Raw genomic sequence first — 22,412 nt, forward strand, 5'->3', positions numbered from 1 at the left:
CGCTCGAAAGCGCTCTAGTACAGGCGGACGATGAAGTCGGTGCCTTCGCCGGTCTCGCCCTGGTTGATGCCCTGGTCGGAGACGATGATCGAGCCGCCCGATGTCAGCATCTCGTTGATCTTTGCCATGGTGTCGGCCGGGATCGAGATACGGTCGAGTGCCTCGGCCGGGCTGTCCGGCGTGACCACGGGCTTGGCTGTAACGGGCTTGGCGGCGACGGGGATCACGGCGGCGCCACGCTGGCGGAGTGTCACGCGGCTGTCATCTTCGCGCGCGGCGGCGCGGACGGAGACCGGCAGCGATACCACCGACCAACGCAACGCGTTGGTGTTGGTCTTGTCGACCTCGGCGGTGAAGACGTGGGTGCCGAGCGGCCGGTCGCTCGCAGCGATCGTGACGGGAACCTCGAACAGCGGCGCAAAATTCTGCCGCACGTAGAGCTTGGAATCCTTGCGGCTGATGAACACCGCGATCTGGCCGGCCCGTTTGGGCGTCTCCGGCTTCGCGGCAGGCGCAGGATCGGCGACGCGGGTCTCGTCCTTCTTGGCGTCGGGCGAGGCGGCGAGCGGCGGTGCGGCAGCGGGCGCATCGGGTTTCTTCGCGGGCTCGGCGGCTTCAGCCTTGGGCGCTTCTGCAGTCTTGGGCGCTTCTGCGGCCTCAACGGGCTTTGCGTCGGCGCTTGCGGGCTTGGCTGCTTCTTCCGACTGCGGCTTGACCGGGTCAGATGCGTCGGCGGTCTTTTCAGACTTGGCCTCAACCTTGTCGGCTGGTGCGGCTGCTTCCGCGCGCGCCGGTGCATTGCCGGTGGTCACATCCGACATCACGGTATGGCCGACCGACGAACGCAGCTCGAGCGCGCTCTCCGCGCTGGCGGTCTTCGTCTCGACGGGCTTTGCTTCGCTGACTTTGGTTGGTGCGGCGCCCTTGTCGCCGACATTGGTTTGCGGCTCCAGGCTGACGGCGGGCTGCGGCGGCACGCGCACCGAGGCGAGCAGGGGATGCGAGAAATTTTGCGGCGACATCTGGCTGGGCGAGACGATCACGCGCGCGCCCATCCTGGTCCAGTTCCACATCTTCACCGCGAACGCCATCGGCATGCGGATGCAACCGTGCGAGGCCGGATAGCCCGGCAGCACGCCGGCATGCATGGCGATGCCGGACCAGGTGATCCGCTGCATGTACGGCATCGGCGCGCCGCTATAGATGTTGGACTGGTGGAATTTGTGCTTCTGGATCACGCTGAACACGCCCATCGGCGTCGAGTGGCCCTTCATGCCTGTCGACACCGGGGATTCTGCGAACACGCCGTTGGTGTCGAAGACCGTCACCTTCTGCCGATCGATCGACACGACGATCACGAGCGGACCTTGCGGCTTGGTGCCGGCTTCCTTCTCGGCGACGACCGCCTTCTTGCCAGCCGTACTGCGCTTCTGTGGCTTCTGCCGGGGAATGTCGGGATAGCGCTCCTGCCGGGCGGCGTAGGACCCGTCGGAGTAGTCGCTCCAGTAGTAGAACGCCGCGTCCGCCTGGCTGGTCAAGCCAATCGCACCCGCCGCCGTCAAAATGGCGACCTGCCACAGCCGGGCCGGCCTGGCAGAAAAACTGGCCCCGTTCACGCTATTCATTCCTCGAATCCACAATCCAACTCAGAAATTAGTCTCGCAGAGGGGATACGCGTTCACTAGCACGGCAGTTCTGCCGTCAGCGAATTTTGTCCATGACGTAGCAAAAAAGCCTCACGGAGCGGTAAACGGCGGCCGCGACGGCTGCCGGTCGTCTTCCTGACCGGCTGTCGCATGCCTACATTGCCGGGACTTGTTACCGGAGAACTTCATGTCATCTCGTTTCCCCGGTCTTTCCGGCATCCGCTTGAAAGGCCTTGCTTTATTCCTCCTGTTGCTCGCTGTCCCAGCGAGTTCTGCAATCGCCGCCGACGAGCCGGATCTGATCTTCCGCCGCTCGACGGTATTCAAATGGATGAGCCCGAATGACAAGCTCGCGACCTACGGCCTCGACGACCCCGAGGTCGAGGGCGTGGCCTGTCATTTCACGGTGCCGGAGAAGGGCGGCTTCAAGGGCTGGCTCGGCCTTGCCGAGGAGGTCTCGGATATCTCGCTGGCCTGCCGCCAGGTCGGTCCGATCAAGTTCAAGAACAAGATGGAGCAGGGCGACGACATGTTCCGCCAGCGCCGCTCGCTGTTCTTCAAGAAGATGCAGATCGTGCGCGGCTGTGACGCCAAACGCAATGTGCTGGTCTACATGGTCTATTCGGACCGGCTGATCGAGGGCTCGCCGAAGAACTCGACCTCGACGGTACCGGTCATGCCGTGGGGACCGGCTGACGCAAACGTCCAGAAGTGCGGCGAGTTCTTCACTCAGTGACGCGCGTGCGTTCACTCAGTGACGAGAGTGCGGCTGGCGCGCGGCTTTGCGAGATGCGAGCCGGTCAGCCGCACGAAAGCTTGTGGTGCGGCCTCGTGGCCGCGGTCCGACTGCAGCGACATTGCCCCGATTGAAGCGACGCGGCTGGATTGCTGGTCGGCGCGGTCCGTCCGCAGGTCCGCGTCGCGCGGCGTTGCGCGATCTTGCGCCGTCATGATGGCATCCCTCAACTGAACGCGCCCGGTGGTTCCGGGCTTCTCGGTTTCGATGGCTTGGGTCGCAGTCGAATCGCGCCCGGTTCGACGGAACCCAGCCCCCGTTCGGGCTTCTCTTCAGCAGAAAAACGTAAAATGCATGTGAAGTGCGGAAGGCGTGCGTGTGACGGCGCGCAGTGTGGGTCTGCTTCCAAGCACGGACAGAGCCTGCAAGGCCACTTTCAGGCGCGGCGCGACCCATTTGAAAAGACTGGGATTTTCCGCTGAATGTTTCGTCGCCTGGCGCGTGACGAAACAATTCTCACAAAGACGAAACCATTTTCCGCTTTTGGCGCATCACGCGCGAAACGACGCATGGTTATCAGCTTCACAACGACGACGCACCGCCGGCCAAGGAATTGGGACACGAGATCATGCGCACGCTCAGCTTCATCCTTGCCTTCGCTTTCGTGCTCGCCGGCTCTTCGTTCGCGGGGGCGCCGGACGGCAATCTCCCGGGTGTCGGCACCTTCCAGTACAGCGGCTCGCCGGTCACCACCACGGCGCCGCAGCCGATCGTGGTCGCTGCGCGTTTCTGATCGACAGCCAAGAAAATCAAAAGAAAAATCAAAAGAAAAACCAGCCGATAAAGGCCATCATGATTGTCCGATTCTGCGCCGCAGCGTTCGTTTCGCTTCTGACGATCAGCGCTGCCCACGCGCAGGTTCGCGCTCCTTCGAGGCTACCGGATCCCCGCAGCGAGTTCATGCGTCAGTGTGCGCCGCGGATGCTCGGGCGCTGGGAGCATCCCGAGGAGGTCTGCGGCTGCCTGCATGATCACGCCGTTGCTGCCGTCGAGGACCGCGATCTGCGCGAGGCGCTGTTGCGCGGCATCAGCGAGACCGGCGTGCCAACGATCGAGACTGATTGGGTGCCCGCGTCCAAGCAGGGCGAGATCGGCTCGACCTTCACCAAGATCGCCAAACCGACCTTGCAGTGCATGTTCGACCCGGCGAAGTCGTAACCATCACTTCGATTTCGGACCGAAGCGCGGAACGCAGGCGATGGTCCGCGCCACGCCCTTGTCGGTCATTCTCGCACCGCGCACTTCCTTGACCTGCCCGGCGGGGCAGGTTCCGTCATCCACTTGCACGCGCTGGCCGAGCTTGAGATCGGTGATGTCCTGTTCACGTCCGACAGTGACGGCATGCGCCGCCGTCGCGAGGGCGACCGAGATCAGCAGCGAGAGGCAGGTCGCGCGGCGCAGCAGCATGATGTGAGGTCCCGGCATCGATGCCGCAATGTAGGGAGCGGCAGGCGATTCTCATAGTGAACGTTCGTCACGCCCGCCGGGCCGATTTGCTCCTCGCGCGCAAGGCGCCACGCGACTCCAGCGCGAGCCGTTCGGCGGAGGCCACGAGTTGCGGAACCGCGTGGCCGGAAAATCCCAGCACGAACCCGGGCAGGGGACGCGCGCGCGAATAGGTGTCGGCCAGTAGCCAGCCTTCCGCGCCTGCCGCCTGCTTCGCCTGCGCCGCGACCGTAAGCTCGACCGACGGATCGAACCGGGCGACGAGGTGCAGTCCTTGCGACGGTACCGGCACCGACAGCGCGCCGTCGGATGCTGCTTCCAGCGTCTCAGCCAGCGCATCGCGCGCCTCGCGATAAAGCTTGCGCACGCGCTTCAGGTTGGCGGCGAACGCGCCGGAATTGAGCATGTCGGCCACAGCGCCCTCCATCAGCGTGCCGGGAAAGCGGTCGAGCGCAGCGCGCGTGGCCGTGACGTCCGCGATCAGGCGCTCGGGCAGCGCGCAATAGCCGATGCGCAGGCCCGGAAACAGCGTCTTGGCAAACGTGCCCATGTAGACCACGCGCTGGAGATGATCGATGCCGGCAAGCGACATCAACGGCGCGCCGTCATAGCGGAACTCGCTGTCGTAATCGTCCTCCAGCACGAAGGCGCCGGCCTGCCTCGCCCAATCCAGCAGCTCCAGCCGTCGCGGCATCGACATCTGCACGCCCAGCGGAAACTGGTGGGACGGCGTCACATAGGCCGCGCGTGCGGACGAAGCGGCGGTGCGGCCCTTGGCGACAAATATCCCGTGCTCGTCGACGGGAACGGGCACGGCGCGATAGCCGCAATGCGAAATGGTGTTTCGCGCGGCGGGGTAACCCGGGTCCTCGCACCAGACCTGGTCGTTGGGCTTCAGGATCGCGCTCAGCACGATGCGCAGCGCGTGCAGCGTGCCCGATGTCAGCATGATCTGATCGGGATCGCAGCGCAGTCCACGTGCCGACAGCAGATGATCGGCGATCGCCGCGCGCAGCTCGCGGCTGCCGCGCGGATCGCCATAGTGCAGATGCTCAGGTCCGAACGCGCGCATGCGCCGCCCGACGAAGGCACGGAAGCGCTGCAGCGCGCGCTCGTCGATATGGGTGCAGCCGAGCGAGAATGCGCCCTGTCGCGGCGCTTCGACCACGGTCTTCGGCTTCTTCGGTTCGGCGGCGCGCGCCGGTATCCGCGCTGCAACGAAGGTGCCGGAGCCGACGGTCGCAGCGGCAAAGCCGTCAGCGATCAGCCGTTCATAGGCAGTGACGACGGCGTTGCGGCGGAAGCCGGTCTGCTTGGCCAGTGTCCGCGACGGCGGCAGCGGCTCACCGGGTTTGACCAGGCCGCCGACAATCATCTCGCACAGCGCCTGGTACAGCCGGTGCGCCGACGACGCGCCCGCGGTGATGTGCGGGCCGGTGAGGTCGAGGGGCAACTCCGCCTTGGCCGGCGAGGGGACTAAATTGGTCGGAATTTTTCGCATGGAATTGGCACTATCGCAGACCAAATCCGCGGCTACAACTCTCCTGGAATTGTTCCAAGCCCGACAGGAGCGGCCGTGAGCCAGACTGAAAGCCAGAATTCCTATCCGACGTCAGCGCGCAATCAGGTGAAGCGCCGTCACGACCGCGGCTTCTACGACCACGACACGGTTCACCGCATCCTGGATTCCTCGATGCTCTGTCACGTCTCCTATGTCATCGACGGCCAGCCCTATTGCACGCCGACCTTCTTCTGGCGCGAGGGGACAAAACTCTATTGGCACGGCTCGAGCGCGAGCCGCATGCTGCGCAACCAGACCAGGGGCGAGTGCGTCTGCCTCACGGTCGCCCATCTCGACAGCCTCGTGCTGGCGCGCTGCGGCTTCAACCATTCCGCCGACTACCGCGCCGTGATGGCATTCGGCACCGCCTATCTCGTCACCGACCCCGAGGAGAAGGAGCGGGCGGTGATCGCCATGGTCGATCGCTTCTTCCCGGACCGCACCGCGAGCCTGCGTCAGAGCAGCGCGCAGGAGATCAAGGCGACCTCCTTCATCGCGATGGAGATCGAGGAAGCCTCGGCCAAAGTCCGCGCCAAGGGTGTCGCCGATGACGACGAGGACTACGAATTGCCGATCTATGCCGAGCGCATCCCCGTGCGCACCGTCTTGGGCGCGCCGGAGCCGTGCCCGCGCCTGCTGGATGGTGTAACCCGGCCTGCGACGCTGAATGGCTATTCGGAAGGCCGGCTGCTCGAAGATGCATTGCGGGATGCTTATTTTGTGGAGTACCCGAACGGCTGAAATCGGCTAGCTTGCGCGCACCATTGACCAATTGGATGCCTGGAGTTGCCCGATGAATGCCGAAACGCAGCAGAGGATTCTTGACGCCGTCGATGTCGGCTTCGAAGCCCAGCTTGCGACCACAAGCGATTTCGTTGCGATCCCTTCGACCCGCGGGGCCGAGGGGCCGTGCCAGGACATGATCGGCGACCTCCTGCGCGAGCGCGGCTACGAGGTCGACGACTGGCACATCGATGTCGATGACCTCAAGGATCTGCGTGGTTTCGGTCCGATCGAGCACGATTTCTCCAAGGCGCGCACGGTAGTGGGCACCTACCGCCCGCAAACGAACGGCGGCAAATCGCTGATTCTCCAGGGGCACTGCGACGTGGTGCCCGCGGGGCCGCTGGAACTGTGGGACACGCCGCCATTCTCGCCCGTCATCAAGGACGGCAAGATGTTCGGCCGCGGCGCCTGCGACATGAAGTCGGGCACGATCGGCGCGCTCTACGCGCTGGACGCGATCAAGGCGGCGGGTTTCAAGCCGACGGCGCGGATCCACTTCCAGTCCGTGATCGAGGAGGAGAGCACCGGCGTCGGCGCGCTCTCGACATTGCAGCGCGGCTATCGTGCCGACGCCTGCTTCATCCCGGAGCCGACCGGCGGCAAGATGGTGCGCTCGCAGGTCGGCGTGATCTGGTTTCGCCTGCGCGTGAAGGGCCATCCGACCCACGTTGCCTTCGCCGGCTCCGGCGCCAACGCAATCATGGCGGCCTATCATTTGATCCAGGCGCTGCAGAAACTCGAGATCGAATGGAACGAGCGCGCGAAAGCTGATCGGCACTTCAAGACGCTGAACCATCCCATCAACTTCAACCCCGGCATCATCAAGGGCGGCGACTGGGCCTCCAGCGTGCCGGCATGGTGCGACGTCGATTGCCGTATCGCGGTCCTGCCGGGCTGGTCGATCGCCGATCACCAGAAGGAGATCATGGCCTGCGTTGCGGCTGCTGCGCGCAACCACCGCTTCCTTGCCAACAATCCGCCGGAGGTCGAATGGTCGGGTTTCCTGTCGGAGGGGTATGAACTGACCGACGCCGCGGCGCCCGAGGCCGCGTTCGGCAAGGCCTTCAACACCGTCTATGGCGGCGAAATCCAAGACCTCGTCTTCACCGCGCTCACCGACACCCGCTTCTACGGTCTCAATCACGGTATCCCCAGCCTCTGCTTCGGCGCGAGCGGCGGCGAGATGCACGGCTTCAACGAATTCGTCGACCTGGAGTCGCTGAAGAAGTCGACCAAGGCGATGGCCCTGTTCATCGCGGATTGGTGCGGGGTGGAGAAGGCGTAGCGGTCGAGATCTCGTAGGGTGGGCAAAGGCGCTCTTGCTCTGTGCCCACCATCTCTCTTCGATCTTGCACGAAAGGGTGGGCACGCTTCCGCCTTCGCTCTTCGAGCTACGGCGGACAAGTCGCTTGGCCCACCCTACGGCATCTCGGCCGGGGCGCCCGCTGCCCGAAACACGGGCGCGTTCAAATGCTTTAAGCTTAAAAGAAAGACTAGGACGCCGTCCTGACTGGTGGCAGACTGGCGCCCAGTTCGACGGCCGAATCCTAGGGTGTCACGATGCGCGATTGGGATGATGCTTATGCCAATTCGGCCCATATCCCGGGCTCGGACAAGATGCCGGCCCAATGGGCGGAGCGGGCGGCGGCTTACCGCACCGGACTGAAAGACTTCCGTTCGGACGTCGCCTACGGGCCGCGCGAGCGCCAGCGTCTCGACCTGATCCTGCCAGACGGCGACAGCAAGGGCCTCGTCGTCTTCGTGCACGGCGGCTACTGGATGCGCTTTGACAAGTCGACCTGGACCGATCTTGCCGAAGGCGCGCGGCATCACGGCTGGACTGTGGCGCTGCCGAGCTACACGCTGACGCCGGCCGCCCGCATCTCCGACATCACCGCAGAGATCACCGCCGCGATCACCAAGGCGGCCTCGCTCGTCTCCGGGCCGATCCGGCTCGCCGGCCATTCCGCCGGCGGCCATCTCGTCACGCGCATGCTGTGCAACGATAGCCGGCTCGAGCCCGCCGTCTACAACCGCATCGCCGGCACGCTCTCGATCAGCGGGCTGCATGATCTGCGACCGCTGCTCAAGACGAAGATGAACGACACGCTACGCATGACCATGGAGGAGGCGACGCTTGAAAGCGCGGCGCTGCACCTGCCGCGGGGACATTCGCCGGTCACGGCGTGGGTCGGCGGCGGCGAACGGCCCGAATTCATGCGTCAGTCCGATCTGATCGCCAATGTCTGGACCGGCTTCGACGTGCCGACGCGCCTCGTCGTCGATCCCGGGCTCAACCATTTTACGGTGGTCGACGGACTGAAGGATCCGTCGTCCCCGATCACCGCGCGCCTGATCGGCCTCGACTGACGCGGCGAGGATCGATCGATCGAAGGGCCTGCCATGACGTCCAACGATTACGATCCCACGAGCGAAGGTGCCGAGACCGATTTCGCCCGGCGTATGTCCTACGGCGACTATCTGGCGCTGGATGCGATCCTCGGCGCGCAGCATCCGCTCTCGGAAGCCCATGACGAGATGCTGTTCATCATCCAGCATCAGACCACGGAGCTGTGGATGCGGCTTGCGATCCACGAGCTCAGCGCCGCGCGCAGCGCTATTGCCAGGGACGAAGTGCAGCCCGCGATGAAGATGCTGGCGCGGATGTCGCGCATCTTCGAGCAGCTCAACGGCGCCTGGGACGTGCTGCGCACCATGACTCCCAGCGAGTATACGCGTTTCCGCTCGCAGCTTGGCCAGTCCTCGGGCTTCCAGTCGCGTCAGTACCGGCTGATCGAATTTCTGGTCGGCAACCGCAACCACGCCATGCTCAAGCCGCACGCGCACGATGTGGAAACGACCAGGCTGCTCGAGGGCGAGCTTGCCACGCCGAGCCTGTACGACGAGGTGCTGCGGCTTGCCGACCGCAACGGGCTCAAGATGCCCGCGTCCGTGCTGGCGCGCGACGTTCGCGAGACCCACAGCTTCAACGAGGGCGTGCTTCAGGCCTGGCGGATCGTCTACGAAGCGCCGGAGACGCATTGGATGCTCTACGAGCTTGCAGAGAAGCTGGTCGATTTCGAGGACTACTTCCGGCGCTGGCGCTTCAACCATGTCACGACGGTCGAGCGCGTTATCGGCTTCAAGCGCGGCACCGGCGGTACCGGTGGCGTCAGCTATCTCAAGCGCATGCTGGAGGTGGAGCTGTTCCCCGAGCTCTGGCGCGTCCGCACGATTCTGTAGAGATCCCATGACCAAGCTTCGCGTCTATGACGACACCAGGGCCTTGTTCCATTTGCCTGAGGGCGTGATCTATCTCGACGGCAATTCGCTCGGCGCGCTGCCGCTGGGCGTTGCCGAGCGCGTCGGCAACGTCATCACGGCCGAGTGGGGCAACGAGCTGATCCGCGCCTGGAACACGGCTGGCTGGTATGCCCAGCCGCGCCATGTCGGCGATCGCATCGCGCGATTGGTCGGTGCGGAAGCCGGCTCCGTGATGGTCGGAGACACGCTGTCGCTCAAGGTCTACCAGGCACTCGCCGCCGCGCTCGACATGAACGCATCGCGCAAGGTGGTGCTATCGGACACCGGAAACTTTCCGACCGATCTCTACATGGCCGAGGGCCTGATCGCGACGCTCGGCCGCGGCCATCAATTGCGCCTGGTGGCGCCGGAGGAGATCGAGGCCGCGTTGTCGAAGGAGATCGCTGTCCTCTACATCACCGAGGTCGACTATCGCACCGGCCGCCGCCACGACATGGCGAAGCTGACGGCGAGAGCGCATGCACTCGGCATCGTCACGGTCTGGGATCTCGCCCATTCCGCCGGCGCGCTGCCGGTCGATCTCGCTGGCTGCGGCGCCGATTTCGCCGCCGGCTGCACCTACAAATACATCAACGCCGGCCCCGGGGCGCCGGCCTTCCTCTACGTCGCCCCGCGCCACGCCGACGGCGTGCGCGCCGCGCTGTCGGGGTGGATGGGTCACGCAAAGCCGTTTGCGTTCGAGCTTGGCTACGCGGCGGCCGGCGGCGTCGAGCGCATGCGCGTCGGCACTCCGCCGGTGCTCGCAATGGCGGCGCTGGAGGCCTCGCTCAACATCTGGGACAGGGTCGACATTCGTGAGGTTCGTGCGCGCTCGCTGGCACTCGGCGATCTCCTGATCGCCGAGGTCGAACGCCGCTGCCCCGAGCTCAAGCTCGTCACCCCGCGCGCGCACGAGCACCGCGGCTCACAAGTCTCCTTCGCCTTCGACGGCGGCTACGCCGCCATGCAGGCCCTGATCGCCCGTGGCCTCATCGGCGATTTCCGCGCGCCTGACATCATGAGGTTCGGGATTACACCGCTCTACATTGGGGAGAGCGAGATCATGCGAGCAGCCGAGATCATCGAGGAGGTGATTGCAGGCGAGGTCTGGCGTCGGCCGGAATATCAGGTCGTGAACGCGGTGACCTGAAGAAGGTCTCGTGCCCCGGACGCGGCGCAGCGCCCCCCCCCCGGCGATGCGAAGCATCGTCCGGTGCGGTGCGCCGCAGAGCCGGGGCCCACGCTGCGCTGAACTCCGTATCGAGATGGGTCCCGGCTCTGCGCAGCAACGCTGACGCGTTGCAGCGCGTCCGAGACACGAAAGCTGCGATCAAGCTATTTGAGTCCACCCCACAACGTCGTCACGATCGCATCTAGCCCATCCGTCAGCGCCGCCGGCCCCGGCTGCAAGATGATCGGCGACTTGATCTCGACGATGCGGTCGTCGCGCACGGCGGGGATCTCGTTCCAGCAATCGCGCGCGCGGATGCGGGCAGGGACGACTTTCTTGCCGCACCAGGAGGCGAGGATCACGTCGGGCGCTGCCTCGCGCACCGCCTCCGCCGAGACGATGCGATCCTTTGCCGCTTGCCGATGTCGCAGCTCCGGAAACACATCCTCGCCGCCGGCGATCTCGATCAACTCGGACACCCAGCCGATGCCGGAGATCAACGGATCGTCCCATTCCTCGAAATAGACCTTTGGCCGCACCGAGGGCGAGGTGTTGCCGCTATCTCTGCGAGGCGCCGTTCAAGCCCGTGAGCGAGTACCTCGGCGGGCTCAGCCGCGCCGACGAGCGCGCCGAGTGTGCGGATCATCGCCAGGATTCCGGCGATGTCGCGCTGATTGAAAACATGGACGTCCACGCCCGCGCGCACGAGATCGGCGACGATGCCGGCCTGGAGGTCGGAGAAGGCCAGCACCAGATCCGGTTCCAGCGCCAGGATCTTCGGAATGTCCGCGGAGACGAAGGCCGACACCCGCGGCTTCTCCCGCCGCACCTGGGGAGGGCGGACGGCGTAGCCGGAGACACCGACGATGCGGTCCTGCTCGCCGAGCAGGTACAGCGTTTCGACCGTCTCTTCGGTCAGGCAGACGATGTGGCGGGGCGGGAAGTGGCGCATGGGAAGAGCATATGCGCAAATGCCGTCGCCGATGTCAGCAGGGCCATTACCTCGGACGTCATTGCTTTGCCGCGCGAAGCAATTCACGCTGAGACAACAATGAATTGGGAGGAGATCCGATGACGCCGCTCGAGAAACTTAAAGCGATGAAGATGCCGTTTGCCGAGCTCAAGGGCGTCGAATTCGTCGAGGCCGAGAAGGACCGCGTGGTGGCACGGATGACGGTCAGGCCCGACCTCTGCACGCTCCACCACACCATCCACGGCGGCGCGGTGATGGCGCTCGCCGATTCCGTCGGTGCAGCCGCGACCGTGATCAATCTGCCGGAGGATGCCAAGGGCACCACGACGCTTGAGAGCAAGACCAACTTCATCGGCGGGGCGAAGGAGGGAACCACGGTTATCGCCACGGCTACACCGGTCCATCGGGGACGGCGGACCCAGGTCTGGAGCACCCGGCTGGAGACCGAGGACGGCAAGCTGGTTGCCGTGGTGACCCAGACTCAGCTGGTCCTCTTATGACTACGGGGGCTTGATTTTATTAACGAATTGGTCGCTTTCGATGCCTGAAACTTGGGCAGGTTCCCGTCTTGAAAAATATGCTGCGACGCACAATATTGGGGGCCTAGGGATTCGAACGCCTCCTCGAGGGACACCAAGAGGAGTTTTGACGTGGTACTTGAAGACACGACCCGCACGACGCCCGTTCCGGGCTATGTGCGGACCTTGAGCCAGCAGGAAGAATTGCCGCTTCTGCGCGATCACCTCCTGCGGCTTGATTCCGCAAGTCGGCACGACCGTTTCAACGGCTTTCTCGACGACAGCTTCATCGAGCGATACGCCGCCCGCTGCGCCGAGGACGGCACCGTGATTGTCGCCTACATCGTCGACGGCGTGGTCCGCGGTGCGGCCGAGCTGCATCCGCCGGAGGACGATTCGCTGCCCGAGGTCGCCTTCAGCGTGGAAGCCTCGGCGCGGCGCCAGAACGTCGGCACCATCTTGTTCAGCCGGCTGATCGCGGAAGCGCGCTGGAAAGGCTACAAGCGCCTGCGCATCACCACCGGCGCCGAGAATCACGCCATGCGGGCGCTCGCCAGGAAGTTCGGGGCGAATCTGCAATTCCGTCATGGCGAATCGACCGGCACGATCGATCTCGCCAAGACGCCCGAGGCCGAGCTCGCTGAACTCGCGGCCTCGCCCTTCACGGCTGGCCGCGCGCTTCTCAGCTTCAACTCGACCTGCTGGAAGATCATCTCCAGCATGTACGGCAATCGCGCCGCCTAAATCCAAAAGCGGGCTGGAATCAAAAAGCGGACCGGCAAGACCGGTCCGCTTTCGTATTGGGGATAGGAAATTGAGCGCTCAGGTACCGGTGCGCTTGTCGTTGCCGAAGCGGCGGACGACACGGCGTTCGACCACCACCGAGCGCTGCGCACCCTGTTCGCCTGCGATCACGCGCGTGGCGGTGATGCGGCCGTTGGTGCGGGCCTGCTTCTTCACCTCGGCCTGCACGATTTCGAGCGGCATCCCCATCAGCGCTGCCGCGATCTCGGCCTGCTGCTCATGATCATCGGTGATGCCGACGGCGGCGAAGATCGCCTCGTCCAGGGTCGGCGGATCGTGGCGCACGCGCCGCGTGCCATATTTGGTGTTCCAGTCTGCGCTCATAACGGCCTCGGTTTGATGCCGGGATACCTAGTGCCGGAGATGTTGCATTGCAATATGAATTTGGTGTGGCATCACAGCTATGCGCTCACAGCTTTTCGAGCCTGTCGGCCTCATAGAGGTCGAGCGTGGTCGGCCCCGTGGCCAGCGAGCGCAAGGTGCGCACGAACTCGCCGGATGCAGGTACCGCAAAGTGAGCGACGAGCGCGGCGCGGTCGGCCCATTGCTCGAAGAACACCAGCCTGAGCGGGTTCTCGCAGTCGACGTGCACTGCATGTGAGATGCAGCCGGGCTCCTGTCGTGACCGATGAACATGCTCGAGGCTCAGGCGGCGTGCCTCCTCGAACGTCTCGGTGCGGACCGTTACGCTGCCAGTCACAACGATCATGCGATGTCTCCCGACGTGATTTCCGCTAGGGGGGCGATGCCTCGCGGGGCGCTTCTTTCATCGGTGCCTGCGGCCAGCGTTTCAGCGCCGCGTGTCCGGCCTCGGTGAGCCCGTAGATTCCCCGGTCCGCACGTTCGAACCAGCCATACACATTGTTCAGCAAGATCTTGCCGGCATCGGGACAGCGCTTGCGCAATTCGCGCACCTTTCGTGGCCCACCGACGAGTTCCGACGCACAGGCCAGCGCCTGCTGGCGATAGGCCGTCATGATCGGTGCGCGGGTGCTGCCGCCGAGCACGGGATCGCCCTGGCGGCGCTGATGCTCGGCGACGAGGCGCGAACGGACCTTCGGCTCGCGGCGCGGCGCTGCCGTCGGCGGCTTCACCAGCACCTCGACCTGGCCGCGGTCAGTGACCCCAAGCATACCGAAGCCGAGGCGGCGGCAGAGGTTGCGATAACGCGCATCGCTCTCGCGTCCCTTGCCGCGGATCGACATTTTTGCGGCGATCCAGACCTCATCGGCTGCCGATGCACGATCGACCGCCTGGAGGATCAACTCGAGATTGAAGGCGAGCTTCAGCTCGCCAATCACCACGACAGGCGGATCACCGGCGCTGAAGCCCACGAGATCGCAGCCGCCGATCTCGCCCTTGACCGTGAAGCCGAGCTCTTCGAGGAAGCGTTTGACGGGTAGATAAAGCGCGGTTTCCAAGGAAAGCGTCCGGGTCTTGCGTTCCGATCCGAGAATCAGTTGCGGCCAGTTTAGCCCGGAACGCAGTTGTGGCTCTGCGCCATTTGATCGGGAACCGACGGTGCGGTTATCCTGCGACCGGGACAGTCGGGCGCTTTACGAAGATGACAATCAGGAATGGCCTCTATCACATTCGCATCGAGATGCTGGATGCCGTCCAGGGCGGCAACCAGGGCGTCATGGTCCTGCGCGACGGCACCATGCGAGGCGGCGATTCATTCTTCTTCGCCTATGGCAGCTACACCTCGGCCGACGGCAAGTGGAAGGGCGAGCTGACCAACGAGGAACACTCGCCCTCGTTCGACGAGCGCCCGGTGTGGGGCCGCAAGGTCGTGACCATCGGCTTCAGCGGCACCTACACCGGCGAGACCGCCTACGGCGAAGGCATTGCGCTCGCCGGCAAGCAGAGCATCCGCTTCAAAGGAAATCTGCGGCTATTGGTGCCGGACTAAACCCGGCCGCTCACCGGGATCAGCGCGCCGGTGACGCCGCTCGCGGCATCGCTGGTGAGGAAGAGGATCACCTCGGCGAGTTCCTGCGGTGTCACCCATTTGGAGAAATCCGCTTTCGGCATGTCGGCGCGGTTGGCCTTGGTGTCGATGATCGACGGCAGCACCGCGTTCACGGTCACCTTGCCCTTCCACTCGTTGGCAAGCGCCTCGGTGAGGCGATGCACGCCGGCTTTCGACGCCGCATAGGGGCCCATGCCGGAACCTGCCTGAAGCGCGCCAATGGCGCCGATATTGACGATGCGGCCAGCCCCGGACGCGGCGAGATGCGGCAGCGCCGCGTGCGAGGTGTTGAGGGCCGTCAGCACGTTGAGCGCATGCATGCGCTGCCACGTCTTGATGTCGCCGTCGCCCACGGTCTCGAACGCGAAGCCGCCGGCGATGTTGATCAGCGCATCCAGCCTGCCGAAGTGCTTTGCCGCCGCCTCGACCGCCGTCTTCGCTTGTGCTGGGTCGGACAGATCAACGCCGCCGATCTCGATGCGTTCGGGCGTTGCCGACATCTGCGAGGGCGCGTGATCGATGCCGGCCACGCGCGCGCCGCGCGCCAACGCCGTCTCCGCGACAACCTTGCCAAGGGCGCCGAGCGCGCCCGTCACGACAATGACTTTTCCCTGCACGGCGCTCTCCGTCGTTTCAATTCGCGCCAACTATTGCGCGCGGTGAATTGGGTTGCAATGGCGGCGGCTTCCAAATTGGGCTATAAATGCAACTTTAGATGGTTGAGGAGGTTGTTTCATGTCTGACAATTTGCCGACCCTCGAGTTTCCCGCTGCGATCGTTGATCTGCAGTTCCCACTGGAGAATTTCAGGAAGGCATTGGGCGGAAAGGGGCCCGTGCGCATCGTGGCGATGGGGTCGTCCTCGACGGCCGGACTCGGCAACGTCGTTGCATATCCCGCGCGGCTCGAGCTGTATTTGAGAAAACACTATCAAGATGATGACCTCCATAGAGACATCCGGATCGACGTGTTCAACCGCGGCAAGGGCGGTGAAGATGCGCCACAGGAAGTGGATCGGTTCAACGACGATATCTTTGCCGACAGTCCTTCCCTGGTGCTCTGGCAAGTCGGGACCAACGCTGTGTTTCGCAAGGAGCAATTCAACTTCGCTGAAGTGGTTGGGAAGATCGCCGAGGGATTGAAGCTCCTGGGCGGTCACCCGGCCATGGACGTCATTCTGATCGACCCGCAATACGTGACAGCCATGATCGAGGACAATGCCGAGCTTTCGGAGAAGATGGTTTCGGCAATCCGGACCGCGGCGAAAGACGCCAAGGTCAATTTGTTCCGGCGCTGGGCGCTGATGCGGCATTGGCACGCGTACAACAACGCAACGTTCGAGCAGCTGCTCGCGCCTGACGATGAGTTGAAGCTGCATCAGAGCGACTGGAGCACGATGCATGTTGCGCGCGCTCTTCGTTCGGCGATCCTAACGAAGGCCGGCGTGACACAAAGATGCCCGTGTCTGATTACGACTTGAGATAACGCTCTTTCAGCGCGGTCCGCTCGGCCGTGCCCAGCTTGAGCCCGTCGCGCAAATAGGTCTCGAGATCGCCGTACTCCCTGCCGACGGCTTCGAACGCAGCGGCAAGATACGAGGGCTCGACGCTGCCAATGGCGTTGCGCACGTCCGCCGGCAGGTCGATGGCGGCCGTCGCGTCGCGCCTATAGTGCTGGTTGGTCAACAGGTAGTCCTCGGCAATGACCTCGTCGGTCACGCCGAGCGTATGCAGGATCAGCGCGCTCGCAAAGCCGGTGCGGTCCTTGCCGGCGGTGCAGTGGATCACCAGCGGCGCGCGGTCTTCCAGGAGATGGCCGAACAGCATGCGAAAACTGTGCGTGTTGTGGCGGACATAATTGCGGTAGGACTCCCGCATGAGCTCGAGCGCGACCGGCGCGGTGAGCCTGCCCTCAGCAAGCTCGGCGCGCAGCGCAGCGCGGCGACGACCGTCGGCTCGATCGGCAGCGAATGCACGGTGATCTCGTTCACGACGCAGACGCCGGCCGCGCGCTCCTCGACGCCGCGAAAATCGAAGGCGCTGCGCACGCCCAGCGTGCGGACGATCTCGACGTCGGCGGCCGTGAGCTGGCCGAGATGGTTGGAGCGGAAGATGTGGCGCCAGCGCGTGGTGCGGCCATCCGAAGTCGGATAGCCGCCGAGGTCGCGAAAATTGCTGGCGCCTTGCAGGGCGAGGTGGCGGGCAGGGGAATCTGGCATGAGATCAACTTGGGTTTCCACTGGACGCACTGCGGCGTCCTTGAGTGCATTCAGGGGGCAATCATGGGTCGGCACAAGGCCATTGTTTTGGCGATCACCATGCTGTCGGGCGGAATTTTCGGTGTGCGGCAGGCTGATGCGCAGACGTTCCGGACCTATCGCTGCGCCGATGGTACGCAGTTCATCGTGGGATTTTATGACGATGACAAACGCGCCTTCCTCCAGATCGACGGCGAACCTGTCACGTTGAAGAAGCGGCTGGCGCTTTCTGGCACCCGCTATTCGGGGGCAGGGATCACACTGAGGATCGGCAAGACCGGAGCGACCACGGTCCAGCATCTGAAGCGGCCGGTCACTTCCTGCACGGTGATCGAAAAGCCCGCGCTGTAGCCGGGAGTCCAGCAGGAATCGAAAAGGGCCGAAACCTCGTTGTTTCGACCCTTTTTCAAACTTCCGTCGGACGCTTGCGCGAGCGGGGCGGTATCATACCAAACACAAACATTAGCGTTCCCATTTGGGCTTTGCTTCGTCGACCGCATCCTGGTGGTACCAACTGTCGCTGCAGATCGAGACGTTCGCGGGAAGCGAAGCATGATCGGCGGGAAGGCGGGTGTCGCCATAGCGGCGTCCGGCGAGAGCCGCGCGGCCCCCGACAGGGAATTGGTAGATCGTTGCAGATCCGTGATTCAAACCATTATTCATCATTGCGATTGCTCCTGGGTCGAAACGCCTTGGCCTCCATGGTGCGCCCGACTCGTTCGATTGTGGTTACTGGATTCTCCATATCGGCCGCGCATCCCGAATTGGAAAGTGCTGAAAAGGAAATCAGTTGCTGCCCAATCTGTAGGCAGGTGACCCTCTGCACCCCCTAAGGCACCGTGTCGGTGGCTAACGCCTGGGCCATTCCAAAGGTTGCTAGGCAGGGCGCGGGACTTTGCGAAAGTTGCTGGACGTTGATGCGCGTTTCATCGGCAACCTCCGGCAACGGTGCATCTGCTCCAGAATCAGGCGTTTTCCGCGGGATTTTTGCGGTGCAGCTTCACGCGAAGGTGCGCGGCTATGACGCACGCCGCCGGGGACGGTTTGCCGTCGGCGGGCCGATCCCGGCGGCGGTGGAAAACCTCCCGCGCTGCGGCCTTTTGGCACGCAAAATGCTTGTAGAGGGTCGGCCGATGATGGCCGGGTACAAACGTGCGGGGGCTCTCAACCCCACCTTTCGCATCATCTACAGAGAGGCTCAATGACCAAGTATAAGCTCGAGTACATTTGGCTCGACGGATATACGCCGACTCCGAACTTGCGCGGCAAAACTCAGATCAAGGAATTCGCGTCGTTCCCGACGCTCGAGCAGCTTCCGCTCTGGGGCTTCGATGGCTCCTCCACGCAACAGGCCGAAGGCCACAGCTCCGATTGCGTGCTGAAGCCGGTCGCCGTGTTCCCGGACGCCGCGCGCACCAACGGCGTGCTCGTGATGTGCGAAGTCATGATGCCCGATGGCAAGACCCCGCACGCGTCCAACAAGCGCGCCACCATCCTCGATGACGCCAGCGCATGGTTCGGCTTCGAGCAAGAATACTTCTTCTACAAGGACGGCCGTCCGCTCGGCTTCCCGGCCTCCGGCTATCCGGCGCCGCAGGGCCCGTACTACACCGGCGTCGGCTTCTCCAACGTCGGCGACGTCGCCCGCAAGATCGTCGAAGAGCATCTCGACCTCTGCCTGGCTGCCGGCATCAACCATGAAGGCATCAACGCGGAAGTCGCGAAGGGCCAGTGGGAATTCCAGATCTTCGGCAAGGGCTCCAAGAAGGCCGCTGACGAAATGTGGATGGCCCGCTACCTGATGCTGCGCCTGACCGAGAAGTACGGCATCGACATCGAGTTCCACTGCAAGCCGCTCGGCGACACCGACTGGAACGGCTCCGGCATGCACGCCAACTTCTCCACCGAGTACATGCGTACGGTCGGCGGCAAGGAGTACTTCGAGGCGCTGATGGCGGCCTTCGACAAGAACCTGATGGACCACATCGCCGTCTACGGCCCGGACAACGACAAGCGTCTGACCGGCAAGCACGAGACCGCGCCGTGGAACAAGTTCAGCTACGGCGTTGCCGATCGCGGCGCCTCGATCCGCGTTCCGCACTCCTTCGTCAACAACGGCTACAAGGGCTATCTGGAAGACCGCCGTCCGAACTCGCAGGGCGACCCATACCAGATCGCTTCGCAGATCCTGAAGACGATCGCGTCCGTGCCCGCCGACAAGAAGGCCGCGGCCTAAGATCCTCCCGGCCCGGGCCGGGGGGGCTGGCCCGGGTTGGTCTTCAATCCGCCGGAGCCGAAAAGGCTCCGGCGGATTTTTGCATTCCGATGACAGCCGTTGTTGTGGGTCTGCCGGCCATGCCGGCTTGAAGTCTGTTCATCGCCGGCGAAACCGGGATAGAATGCCCCGGGATGCGCGGGGCCGGGGACACGGCTGGTGTTTGAAGGCTTCTACAAGGTGCGATTTCAGCTCGGCGACGCGGTCGGCCGGAGCGTGATGCATGTCGGCAATGGCAAGATGCTCGGCGGCAATTCGGCCTTCGCTCATATCGGCAGCTATGAGAGGACCGAAGCCGGCGTCGACATCGTCATCAAGACGGTTCGCCACAACCCCGACCCGAACTACCGCGCCATGGCCGGCACCGACGATGCGACCTTGCTTGCGAAAGGCTGGGCGGACGGCGATCTCTATCGTTTCAAGGGCGAGCTGAAAGAGCTGCCCGGCGTGCCGTTCCAGTCGGTGATGACGCCGATCACCGAAGACGAGGTGCCGATCGCGGGCGGTGTCGGCGAGGCCGGCATCGCCGATGGTCTCTACTCGATCCACCTTCGCATGCTCGACGGCGTCGATGGCGGGCTCACCGGCGTGATGCTGCTCAATCAGGGCCGCATCCTCGGCGGCGATGCCTCGTTCTACTATCTCGGCAGCTACACCGCGGCCAACGGGCGCTGGAAGGGCCAGATCCTCAATCAGGAGCACACGCCGGCCAAGGACGATCCGATCTTCGGCGGCCATGAGGTCGGTATCGGTTTCTCCGGCACCTATGATGCGGAGCAGGCGGTGCTGGAGGCAACGGCGCTGGCCGGCAAGCGCAGCCTGCGCATGACCGCCGCGCTCAAGCTGATGCACCGCGCCTGATCGCGACTGGAATAGCCCATGGAAAAAATTCGCATGCTCTCGACGCTCGGCCTGATGGGCGCGATGCGCAGCCTGTCCTCCGCCTTCGAGGCCGCTCACGGCATCCATGTCGATGCCGACTTCGCGCCAACCCTGGCACTGCTGAAACGGCTGCGCGACGGCGAGGCCGCCGATCTCGTCATCCTGACCCGCGAGGGGCTCGACGAGATGATCGGCGAGGGCCGCGTGGCCGCAGACAGCGCAGCCGATCTGGCGCGCTCCTTCGTCGGCATTGCCGTGCGGGCAGGGCAGGCGCATCCCGATATCGGCGGCGAAGCCGCGCTCCGCAAGTCGCTGCTCGCGGCGCGATCCGTCGCCTATTCGCGGCTGGGCGCGAGCGGTGTCTATTTCGCCCAATTGATCCAGCGATGGGGCATCGCAGCCGAGATCAACGCCAAGGCCACCATCGTCGAGCAGGGCTTTACGGCGGAGCGGCTCGTCAGCGGCGAGGCTGACCTCGCCGTGCAGCAGATCAGTGAACTGAAGCAGGTCGAGGGCATCGAGGTCGCCGGCCCGATCCCGCACGATTTGCAGACACCGGCCGTGTTTTCCGCGGGCCGCATGGCCAACGCCAGACATGCCGAAGCGGCCGATCGGCTGCTGCGCTATCTGGCATCGCCGGAGGTCGTCCCGGTGCTGCGCCAATCGGGACTCGAGCCTTGAATTTGCCGGAGCAGAGACGCAACGTGGCGCCCATGCGGACTTGTCTCCTTGCCATCCTCCTGACGCTTGCAGCGCCGTTATCGGTGCATGCGCAATCGGCCGATCTCGTCCTGTGCGACCGGCTGGCCGCCGATCCCAGCGATCCCGACAAGCCGGCCGATGTGAAGGGCGTGACGGAGCTTGCTGCATCCGACATTGCGACCGCCGTCAAATTCTGCAAGCAGGCCGCGTCGTCCTCCCGGCGCGCGATGTTCGCGCTCGGCCGCGCCTATGCCGCCAACCGGCAGACGGCGGAGGCGATCGCCGCCTGGCGCAAGGCGGCCGACAAGGGATCGAGCGCGGCGATGGTCGAACTCGGCGTCGCCTACGGCACCGGCTCCGGTGTTGCGAAAGACGAAGCACAAGCGCGAAAGCTGTTCGAGAAGGCTGCGCAGGCCGGCAATCCTCGCGGTGTCAGCAATCTTGCTGCGCTCGGCGGCGCCGGCGGTGCTGCGCCGGCCGATCCCGCACAGGCGCGCGCGCTGCTCGGCAGGGCGGCCGAGACCAACGCGGAGGCGCAGTACCAGCTTGGCCTGATGCTCTCCAACGGCAACGGCGGCGAGAAGGACGACGTCGCGGCGCGCGCGATGTTCGAGAAGGCGGCGGCGCAAAACCATCCCGGCGCGCTGGAGCGGATGGGCGCCTTCGCGCAGGAAGGCCGTGGCGGCGCCAAGGACAAGGACGCCGCCAAGGCCTATTACGAGCGCGCTGCTGCGCTCGGCGACGAGGACGCCAAGAAGGCGCTGGAGCGGCTGCGCTGCCCCTATGCGATCAAGGACAAGCAGGGCAAGCTCGTCACCACGCTGTGCTTCTAGCTCACTTGTAGTAGTAGGCGACGTTGTTGCGGGCGTCGCGATAAGTCGTCTCGAGAAAGTCCGGATATTGAGCGGCCGCGCGCGCGACGGCGCGCACGACGCACTCCCAGAAATCGCCTATCCAGTTGAAGTGCTCGAAGGTGGCATCTTCGAACTTCACGGCGGTGATGATGGCCTGCCGGATTGCTGCGTCATCGGCGCGCGGATGGGCGCGTTTCACATAACCGAACATCGGCCCTTCATGGGCGTGGTCGCGGTCGTAGCGGTATTTCGCGCGGAACTGCTCCGGCGTGAGCGTGCGATAGACGCGGACCTCCTCGTCGGTCGGGCGTCCGTCGAGTGTGTTGAACCGGTAGCGCCGGCACCAGAGCTCGAAGGCCGCATCGAGCAGCGGCTGCTTTGCAGCGCTGGCGATGATCGCTGCGATCTGCGCTTCGGCTGAAGGCTCTGTCTGGTTCATGCCGCTTTGTCGTGCGCTCACTCCGGCG

General features: G+C 64.4%; 27 protein-coding genes and 2 pseudogenes. 17 read left to right on the forward strand and 12 right to left on the reverse strand.

Annotation, left to right across the window (positions count from 1 at the left end; genetic code table 11):
* Positions 1-14 precede the first annotated feature (14 nt).
* Positions 15-1,625, reverse strand: a complete 1,611-nt coding sequence (locus J4G43_RS23525; protein WP_208086472.1) for a L,D-transpeptidase — start codon at positions 1,623-1,625, stop codon at positions 15-17.
* 208 nt (positions 1,626-1,833) lie between these two features.
* Here J4G43_RS23525 and J4G43_RS23530 point away from each other — a divergent pair, with 208 nt between their 5' ends.
* Entirely contained in the window at positions 1,834-2,382 is a 549-nt protein-coding gene (locus J4G43_RS23530) for a CreA family protein (RefSeq protein ID WP_028157500.1), read from the forward strand.
* Between the two features lie 11 nt (positions 2,383-2,393).
* On the opposite strand, the gene J4G43_RS23535 is transcribed toward J4G43_RS23530, so the two are convergent.
* Positions 2,394-2,597, reverse strand: coding sequence for a hypothetical protein (locus J4G43_RS23535; RefSeq protein WP_208086473.1), 204 nt, complete (start codon positions 2,595-2,597; stop codon positions 2,394-2,396).
* A 413-nt stretch (positions 2,598-3,010) separates the two neighbouring features.
* Here J4G43_RS23535 and J4G43_RS23540 point away from each other — a divergent pair, with 413 nt between their 5' ends.
* Both J4G43_RS23540 and J4G43_RS23545 read left to right on the forward strand, forming a co-directional pair.
* Positions 3,011-3,175: a hypothetical protein gene (locus J4G43_RS23540; RefSeq protein WP_166096179.1), complete on the forward strand. Its 165-nt coding sequence runs from the start codon at positions 3,011-3,013 to the stop codon at positions 3,173-3,175.
* A gap of 59 nt (positions 3,176-3,234) precedes the next feature.
* A complete protein-coding gene (locus J4G43_RS23545) occupies positions 3,235-3,600 on the forward strand; it encodes a hypothetical protein (protein WP_063983641.1) in 366 nt (121 codons plus the stop codon).
* A gap of 3 nt (positions 3,601-3,603) precedes the next feature.
* Here J4G43_RS23545 and J4G43_RS23550 read toward each other — a convergent pair whose 3' ends face one another.
* Both J4G43_RS23550 and pdxR read right to left on the reverse strand, forming a co-directional pair.
* Positions 3,604-3,849 (reverse strand): DUF6719 family protein, encoded by a 246-nt coding sequence (locus tag J4G43_RS23550; RefSeq protein WP_071914551.1) that lies wholly within the window; start codon positions 3,847-3,849, stop codon positions 3,604-3,606.
* Between the two features lie 67 nt (positions 3,850-3,916).
* Positions 3,917-5,389: a MocR-like pyridoxine biosynthesis transcription factor PdxR gene (gene pdxR, locus J4G43_RS23555; protein WP_208086474.1), complete on the reverse strand. Its 1,473-nt coding sequence runs from the start codon at positions 5,387-5,389 to the stop codon at positions 3,917-3,919.
* Between the two features lie 75 nt (positions 5,390-5,464).
* Between pdxR and J4G43_RS23560 the strand changes: the two genes are divergently transcribed.
* The 5 genes from J4G43_RS23560 to kynU all read left to right on the forward strand — a co-directional run bounded on the left by J4G43_RS23560 (position 5,465) and on the right by kynU (position 10,688).
* Positions 5,465-6,190 carry a pyridoxamine 5'-phosphate oxidase family protein gene (locus J4G43_RS23560; RefSeq protein WP_208086475.1) on the forward strand — a complete coding sequence of 242 codons (726 nt, stop codon included), beginning with the start codon at positions 5,465-5,467 and terminating at the stop codon, positions 6,188-6,190.
* Between the two features lie 52 nt (positions 6,191-6,242).
* On the forward strand, positions 6,243-7,520 hold the full coding sequence (locus J4G43_RS23565; RefSeq protein WP_085398721.1) for an ArgE/DapE family deacylase: 1,278 nt from the start codon (positions 6,243-6,245) through the stop codon (positions 7,518-7,520).
* 275 nt (positions 7,521-7,795) lie between these two features.
* A complete protein-coding gene (locus J4G43_RS23570; protein ID WP_208086476.1) occupies positions 7,796-8,605 on the forward strand; it encodes a hormone-sensitive lipase in 810 nt (269 codons plus the stop codon).
* Positions 8,606-8,638: 33 nt separating this feature from the next.
* On the forward strand, positions 8,639-9,478 hold the full coding sequence (gene kynA, locus J4G43_RS23575; protein ID WP_208086477.1) for a tryptophan 2,3-dioxygenase: 840 nt from the start codon (positions 8,639-8,641) through the stop codon (positions 9,476-9,478).
* Between the two features lie 7 nt (positions 9,479-9,485).
* Entirely contained in the window at positions 9,486-10,688 is a 1,203-nt protein-coding gene (gene kynU / locus J4G43_RS23580) for a kynureninase (RefSeq protein WP_208086478.1), read from the forward strand.
* A gap of 185 nt (positions 10,689-10,873) precedes the next feature.
* On the opposite strand, the pseudogene J4G43_RS23585 reads toward kynU, so the two are convergent.
* Positions 10,874-11,661, reverse strand: a pseudogene (locus J4G43_RS23585) (cobalamin-binding protein).
* Positions 11,662-11,780: 119 nt separating this feature from the next.
* On the opposite strand from J4G43_RS23585, the gene J4G43_RS23590 reads away from it, so the two are divergent.
* Positions 11,781-12,182: a PaaI family thioesterase gene (locus J4G43_RS23590; RefSeq protein WP_208086479.1), complete on the forward strand. Its 402-nt coding sequence runs from the start codon at positions 11,781-11,783 to the stop codon at positions 12,180-12,182.
* 150 nt (positions 12,183-12,332) lie between these two features.
* Positions 12,333-12,944 (forward strand): GNAT family N-acetyltransferase, encoded by a 612-nt coding sequence (locus tag J4G43_RS23595; protein ID WP_028147806.1) that lies wholly within the window; start codon positions 12,333-12,335, stop codon positions 12,942-12,944.
* 78 nt (positions 12,945-13,022) lie between these two features.
* On the opposite strand, the gene J4G43_RS23600 is transcribed toward J4G43_RS23595, so the two are convergent.
* The 3 genes from J4G43_RS23600 to J4G43_RS23610 form a co-directional block, all read right to left on the reverse strand.
* Positions 13,023-13,328 carry a hypothetical protein gene (locus J4G43_RS23600; RefSeq protein WP_135216870.1) on the reverse strand — a complete coding sequence of 102 codons (306 nt, stop codon included), beginning with the start codon at positions 13,326-13,328 and terminating at the stop codon, positions 13,023-13,025.
* Between the two features lie 85 nt (positions 13,329-13,413).
* Entirely contained in the window at positions 13,414-13,713 is a 300-nt protein-coding gene (locus J4G43_RS23605) for a putative quinol monooxygenase (protein WP_208086480.1), read from the reverse strand.
* A gap of 25 nt (positions 13,714-13,738) precedes the next feature.
* Positions 13,739-14,425, reverse strand: coding sequence for a DUF2161 domain-containing phosphodiesterase (locus J4G43_RS23610; protein WP_208086481.1), 687 nt, complete (start codon positions 14,423-14,425; stop codon positions 13,739-13,741).
* Positions 14,426-14,568: 143 nt separating this feature from the next.
* Here J4G43_RS23610 and J4G43_RS23615 point away from each other — a divergent pair, with 143 nt between their 5' ends.
* Positions 14,569-14,916, forward strand: coding sequence for a GrlR family regulatory protein (locus tag J4G43_RS23615; protein WP_208086482.1), 348 nt, complete (start codon positions 14,569-14,571; stop codon positions 14,914-14,916).
* On the opposite strand, the gene J4G43_RS23620 is transcribed toward J4G43_RS23615, so the two are convergent.
* Positions 14,913-15,593: an SDR family oxidoreductase gene (locus tag J4G43_RS23620; RefSeq protein ID WP_208086483.1), complete on the reverse strand. Its 681-nt coding sequence runs from the start codon at positions 15,591-15,593 to the stop codon at positions 14,913-14,915. The two genes, J4G43_RS23615 and J4G43_RS23620, sit on opposite strands and share 4 nt — an antisense overlap.
* A 118-nt stretch (positions 15,594-15,711) precedes the next feature.
* Between J4G43_RS23620 and J4G43_RS23625 the strand changes: the two genes are divergently transcribed.
* On the forward strand, positions 15,712-16,455 hold the full coding sequence (locus J4G43_RS23625; protein ID WP_208086484.1) for an SGNH/GDSL hydrolase family protein: 744 nt from the start codon (positions 15,712-15,714) through the stop codon (positions 16,453-16,455).
* On the opposite strand, the pseudogene J4G43_RS23630 reads toward J4G43_RS23625, so the two are convergent.
* Positions 16,445-17,193: pseudogene (locus J4G43_RS23630) on the reverse strand (tyrosine-protein phosphatase). The gene J4G43_RS23625 and the pseudogene J4G43_RS23630 sit on opposite strands and share 11 nt — an antisense overlap.
* Positions 17,194-17,256: 63 nt before the next feature.
* Here J4G43_RS23630 and J4G43_RS23635 point away from each other — a divergent pair.
* Complete coding sequence (locus J4G43_RS23635; protein WP_208089396.1) at positions 17,257-17,583, forward strand: MliC family protein; 327 nt, start codon at positions 17,257-17,259, stop codon at positions 17,581-17,583.
* Between the two features lie 111 nt (positions 17,584-17,694).
* Here the strand turns inward: J4G43_RS23635 and J4G43_RS23640 are convergent, their stop codons facing one another.
* Positions 17,695-17,898 carry a DUF2735 domain-containing protein gene (locus J4G43_RS23640; protein WP_028147811.1) on the reverse strand — a complete coding sequence of 68 codons (204 nt, stop codon included), beginning with the start codon at positions 17,896-17,898 and terminating at the stop codon, positions 17,695-17,697.
* A gap of 535 nt (positions 17,899-18,433) precedes the next feature.
* Here J4G43_RS23640 and J4G43_RS23645 point away from each other — a divergent pair.
* The 4 genes from J4G43_RS23645 to J4G43_RS23660 all read left to right on the forward strand — a co-directional run bounded on the left by J4G43_RS23645 (position 18,434) and on the right by J4G43_RS23660 (position 21,924).
* On the forward strand, positions 18,434-19,468 hold the full coding sequence (locus J4G43_RS23645; RefSeq protein ID WP_208086485.1) for a glutamine synthetase beta-grasp domain-containing protein: 1,035 nt from the start codon (positions 18,434-18,436) through the stop codon (positions 19,466-19,468).
* Positions 19,469-19,666: 198 nt separating this feature from the next.
* Entirely contained in the window at positions 19,667-20,368 is a 702-nt protein-coding gene (locus J4G43_RS23650; RefSeq protein WP_208086486.1) for a GrlR family regulatory protein, read from the forward strand.
* Positions 20,369-20,386: 18 nt separating this feature from the next.
* Positions 20,387-21,070, forward strand: a complete 684-nt coding sequence (locus J4G43_RS23655) for a substrate-binding domain-containing protein (RefSeq protein ID WP_208086487.1) — start codon at positions 20,387-20,389, stop codon at positions 21,068-21,070.
* A 32-nt stretch (positions 21,071-21,102) separates the two neighbouring features.
* Positions 21,103-21,924 (forward strand): tetratricopeptide repeat protein, encoded by an 822-nt coding sequence (locus tag J4G43_RS23660; protein WP_208086488.1) that lies wholly within the window; start codon positions 21,103-21,105, stop codon positions 21,922-21,924.
* Position 21,925: 1 nt separating this feature from the next.
* Here the strand turns inward: J4G43_RS23660 and J4G43_RS23665 are convergent, their stop codons facing one another.
* Positions 21,926-22,384 carry a vWA domain-containing protein gene (locus J4G43_RS23665; RefSeq protein ID WP_085398732.1) on the reverse strand — a complete coding sequence of 153 codons (459 nt, stop codon included), beginning with the start codon at positions 22,382-22,384 and terminating at the stop codon, positions 21,926-21,928.
* Positions 22,385-22,412 lie beyond the last annotated feature (28 nt).

Origin of the sequence: Bradyrhizobium barranii subsp. barranii, from assembly GCF_017565645.3 — a bacterium.
Classification (GTDB): Bacteria; Pseudomonadota; Alphaproteobacteria; order Rhizobiales; family Xanthobacteraceae; genus Bradyrhizobium; species Bradyrhizobium barranii.